The organism is Massilia sp. P2_C2 (assembly GCF_056404615.1).
The window spans coordinates 1-4,343 of record NZ_JBFUDR010000411.1; the positions used below are offsets into that span (position 1 = coordinate 1).

Annotated in this window: 4 protein-coding genes and 1 tRNA gene; all 5 read right to left on the minus strand. The window is 59.4% G+C overall.

The window, feature by feature from the left end; genetic code table 11:
- Nucleotides 1-241: 241 nt before the first annotated feature.
- The 5 genes from rplT to AC1DYX_RS28270 all read right to left on the minus strand — a co-directional run bounded on the left by rplT (nt 242) and on the right by AC1DYX_RS28270 (nt 4,100).
- Complete coding sequence (gene rplT, locus AC1DYX_RS28250) at nt 242-601, minus strand: 50S ribosomal protein L20 (protein ID WP_036228505.1); 360 nt, start codon at nt 599-601, stop codon at nt 242-244.
- Between the two features lie 20 nt (nt 602-621).
- On the minus strand, nt 622-822 hold the full coding sequence (gene rpmI, locus AC1DYX_RS28255; RefSeq protein ID WP_036228503.1) for a 50S ribosomal protein L35: 201 nt from the start codon (nt 820-822) through the stop codon (nt 622-624).
- 407 nt (nt 823-1,229) lie between these two features.
- Entirely contained in the window at nt 1,230-1,754 is a 525-nt protein-coding gene (infC, locus tag AC1DYX_RS28260; protein ID WP_477265097.1) for a translation initiation factor IF-3, read from the minus strand.
- Between the two features lie 53 nt (nt 1,755-1,807).
- Nucleotides 1,808-3,718 carry a threonine--tRNA ligase gene (gene thrS, locus AC1DYX_RS28265; RefSeq protein ID WP_477265095.1) on the minus strand — a complete coding sequence of 637 codons (1,911 nt, stop codon included), beginning with the start codon at nt 3,716-3,718 and terminating at the stop codon, nt 1,808-1,810.
- Between the two features lie 305 nt (nt 3,719-4,023).
- Nucleotides 4,024-4,100: transfer RNA gene (locus AC1DYX_RS28270), tRNA-Val, on the minus strand.
- Nucleotides 4,101-4,343 lie beyond the last annotated feature (243 nt).

A 4,343-nucleotide genomic window follows, 5' to 3' on the forward strand; every position in this document is an offset into this window, starting at 1 on the left:
GTATTTCGCTTTGGCGTTTTCCAGCGCGGCAGCGTCTTGCGCCGCACCGAAGTCGGATTGAGCGGAGACGACGAGTTGTTCCAGCACGAGGTTTGCGGAATCCATGCTTGTTCTTTTCCTGTTTTGATGGCGGGAGGCGCCAGAAACAAAAACAGGGCATCGGTCGTGAAACCTTTGCCCCGTCCTTTGCGCATCGTCCGCCCTCGAGCGGCGCGATGCTGGTCTTGCATTCACTGTCTGATTAAGCAGCCAGCTTTGCCTTGACGGTGTTCACGATAGCGGCAAAAGCCGGCTTGTCGTTGACAGCCATGTCGGCCAGGACTTTACGGTCCAGTTCAATCGCGGCTTTCTTCAGGCCGTTCATGAATGCGCTGTAGGTCATGCCGTGCGAACGCGAAGCCGCGTTGATACGGGTGATCCACAGTGCGCGGAAAACGCGCTTCTTGTTGCGGCGGTCGCGGTATGCGTACTGGCCAGCACGCATGACGGCTTGCTTGGCAATACGGAATACTTTGCTGCGGCGGCCACGATAGCCTTTGGCAAGCTCAAGAACCTTCTTGTGACGGGCACGTGCAGTAACCCCACGTTTTACTCGAGGCATATTCGCTCCTTAGTGTGAGATTAAACAGCAGACGGCATCATGCGATAGACGCTTTGGACGTCGGACGCATTGATGTTGCGGGTGCCACGCAGCTGGCGCTTGTTCTTGGTGGTTTTCTTGGTCAGGATGTGACGCTTGAACGCCATACCCGATTTGACGGTACCACCCGGGCGCACGCGAAAACGCTTCTTCGCGGAGCTTTTGGTTTTCATTTTCGGCATAGTCTTCTGCCCTCTTACAGGCAGCCTCATATGTAACAGGATTGCAGGTGGCAGCAACGCTGCTCTTGGATGCCTGCTTTCACTTGTCTCTGCAGCGGAAGCGGGTCCACTACAGTGTTGCATTCCCGTTCTTGCGAACATGGGAACCGCAGATTCTAGCACATGTTTTCGCCGTAGGGTGGACGGCTTTGTCGTCCACGCGTTCAACAAACGCATGATCGGCCGTACACACGCTGGTTGAACGCGTGGGCACGCAGTGCCCACCCTACCCGCAACGCGACCGATAACACAGAAATGGAATAGACCAGGCCCGGGCCGCGGGGCACACCCGGGGCCCGGGCCTGGCCCGGCTAGACTGTCACTGCGAGAAACGAACTGCGCGAACCCGCGGCGAAGCTGGCGAAGCGTTATTTCTTCTTCTTCGGCGCGACCACCATGATCATCTGGCGGCCTTCCAGTTTCGGAAACTGCTCGACCTGGCCGTACGGCTCAAGGTCGCCGCGCAGGCGTTCCAGCATGCGCGCACCGATGTCCTGGTGGGCCATCTCGCGGCCACGGAAGCGCAGCGTGATCTTGGTCTTGTCGCCCTCTTCCAGGAACTTGATCAGGTTACGCAGCTTGATGCTGTAGTCACCCTCGTCGGTACCCGGACGGAACTTGATTTCCTTGACCTGGATGATCTTCTGCTTCAGCTTCGCTTCGTGCGCCTTCTTCTGCTCCGAATACTTGAACTTGCCATAGTCCATCAGGCGGCAAACCGGGGGAACCGCGTTCGGCGCGATTTCCACCAGATCCACGTTCGCTTCTTCAGCCAGACGAAACGCGTCGGCCAGGCTCACAATGCCCAGCGGCTCGTTGTCTACCCCGTTCAAACGCATTTCCGGGTAGTTGATTTCGCCATTGATGCGATGTGACGACTTGTCAGTAGCTATGTTGTTTCCTTTGAATGTTGTGTGGGTTTGGCCGTCTCAAGGCGGAGTGCGGATTACTTTGCCTTGGATGCTACCTCGCCTTGGAGGCGTTCCAGCAGCGCATCGACCGACATGACACCGAGGTCGACATTGCCGCGGGCGCGAACGGCCACGGTGTTGGCATCCCGCTCTTTATCGCCGACAACTAGGATGTACGGCAGTTTTTGGACGGAATGCTCCCGAATTTTATAGGTAATCTTCTCGTTCCGCAAATCAGCGTGCACACGCAAACCGGCCGCCTTGAGCTTCATCTCGACCTGTTTGACGTAATCGGCCTGCGCGTCCGAGATGTTCAGGATGGCAACTTGCACCGGCGCCAGCCACAGCGGCAACGCGCCCGCATAGTTCTCGATCAGGATGCCGATGAAGCGCTCCATCGAGCCGACGATCGCGCGGTGCAGCATCACCGGCACCTTGCGGGTATTGTCTTCCGCGACATATTCGGCGCCCAGGCGGCCCGGCATCGAGAAGTCGACCTGCATGGTGCCGACCTGCCACGGACGGCCCAGGCTGTCCTTCAGGTGGTACTCGATCTTCGGACCGTAGAATGCCCCCTCGCCCGGCAGCTCCGTCCAGCTCACGCCGCAGCCGCGCAACGCGGAACGCAGCGCCTCCTCGGCCTGGTCCCACACTTCGTCGGAACCGATACGGTTATCCGGACGCAGCGCGATCTTGACGTCGATGTTGTCGAAGCCGAAATCCTCGTACACCTGCATCGCCTGGGCGTGAAAGGCCACGACCTCCGCAGCAATCTGCTCTTCCGTGCAGAACACGTGGCCGTCGTCCTGGGTGAAGCCGCGCACGCGCATCAGGCCGTGCAGCGCGCCCGACGATTCGTTGCGGTGGCACTGACCGAACTCGCCGTAGCGCAGCGGGAGTTCGCGGTAAGAACGCAGGCCGGCGTTGTAGATCTGCACGTGGCCCGGGCAGTTCATCGGCTTCAGCGCATAGGTGCGGTTTTCCGACTCGGTCGTGAACATGTTTTCACGATAATTGTCCCAGTGGCCGGTCTTCTGCCACAGGCTGACGTCGATGATCTGCGGCGCCTTGACTTCGTTGTAGCCGGTGACCTGGTAGGTCTTGCGCATGTATTGCTCGACCTGCTGCCAGATCGCCCRGCCCTTCGGATGCCAGAAGATCAGGCCCGGCGCCTCGTCCTGGAAGTGGAACAGGTCCAGCTGCTTGCCCAGCTTGCGGTGGTCGCGCTTTTCCGCCTCTTCCAGCATGTGCAGGTATTGCTCCTGGTCTTCCTTCTTCGCCCATGCGGTGCCGTACACGCGTTGCAGCATCTCGTTCTTCGAGTCGCCGCGCCAGTACGCGCCCGCCAGCTTCATCAGCTTGAAGACTTTCAGCTTGCCGGTCGACGGCACGTGCGGGCCGCGGCACAGGTCGGTGAACTTGCCTTCGGTGTACAGCGACACGTCTTCATTGGCCGGGATCGACGCGATGAGCTCGGCCTTGTAGTCTTCGCCGATGGATTTGAAGTACGCAACGGCCTCGTCGCGCGGCAGCACCTTGCGGGTGACCGGCTCGTCCTTCTTGGCGAGCTCGGCCATTTTCTTCTCGATGGCCTGCAGATCTTCGGGGGTGAACGGGCGCTTGTAGGAAAAGTCGTAGTAGAAGCCGTTGTCGATCACGGGGCCGATGGTCACTTGCGCTTCCGGGAACAATTCCTTGACGGCATAGGCCAGCAAGTGCGCGGTCGAGTGGCGGATGACGTCCAGGCCTTCCGGATCCTTGTCCGTGACGATGGCCAGGTCGGCATCGTCCTCGATCAGGAACGAGGTGTCGACGACCTTGCCGTTGACCTTGCCGGCCAGCGCGGCCTTGGCCAGGCTCGGGGCGATGCTGGACGCCACCTGGGCGACCGTCACCGGACCGTCGAATTGACGGCTCGAGCCGTCCGGGAGTCGAACATTCAACATTGTGAGCTCCATCTCGGCGCCGTTGCGCCCGTTGAGGTTGGTAGATTTAAAAACAGGAACTATGGACGAAAAAAAACGCGCACCAGGCGCGTTTTTTTCAGTGTCGTCGAACGATTGCGAAAGACAAAATGACACCCTACCGCGTCTAGYGATTCCCCCACAACGTCGTTGTAGTTCGCGGTGTCATAACCGTCTGTGCCTTTCTCGCTCTTACTGACGACAGGACGCGATAAACCTGCTGCGCGTTGCATTTCCAGGAAATGCTGCCGCTCGCGACGGTTTCTCGAGTCCTGTCTTTGGTGTTCTGGTGGGCGGTGCAGAATTCGAATCTGCGACCCCTTGGATGTCGACCAAGTATTCTAACCAGCTGAACTAACCGCCCGTATGCCGCCATTATAAGGGGATCGACCACACACTGCAAGACGCCCGGTATACTGCCGCCTGTTTCCTTATTTCTTATCTTACATGTCCGACCAAGCCGGCTCCTCCGCCCACCTGCACGCCCACCTCGACGGCGACGCCCGCCATGCCCACACGATCGAAGGCCGCAGCCAGAAGGCGCTCGCGATCGCCCTCGGGCTGACCCTGCTGTATGCGGTGGTCGAGGTCGTCAGCGGTTTCCTGT

Excerpts from the sequence above, each read along its gene's own strand:
- rplT (WP_036228505.1), bottom strand. The coding sequence starts at position 601 with ATGCCTCGAGTAAAACGTGGGGTTACTGCACGTGCCCGTCACAAGAAG.
- rpmI (WP_036228503.1), bottom strand. The coding sequence starts at position 822 with ATGCCGAAAATGAAAACCAAAAGCTCCGCGAAGAAGCGTTTTCGCGTG.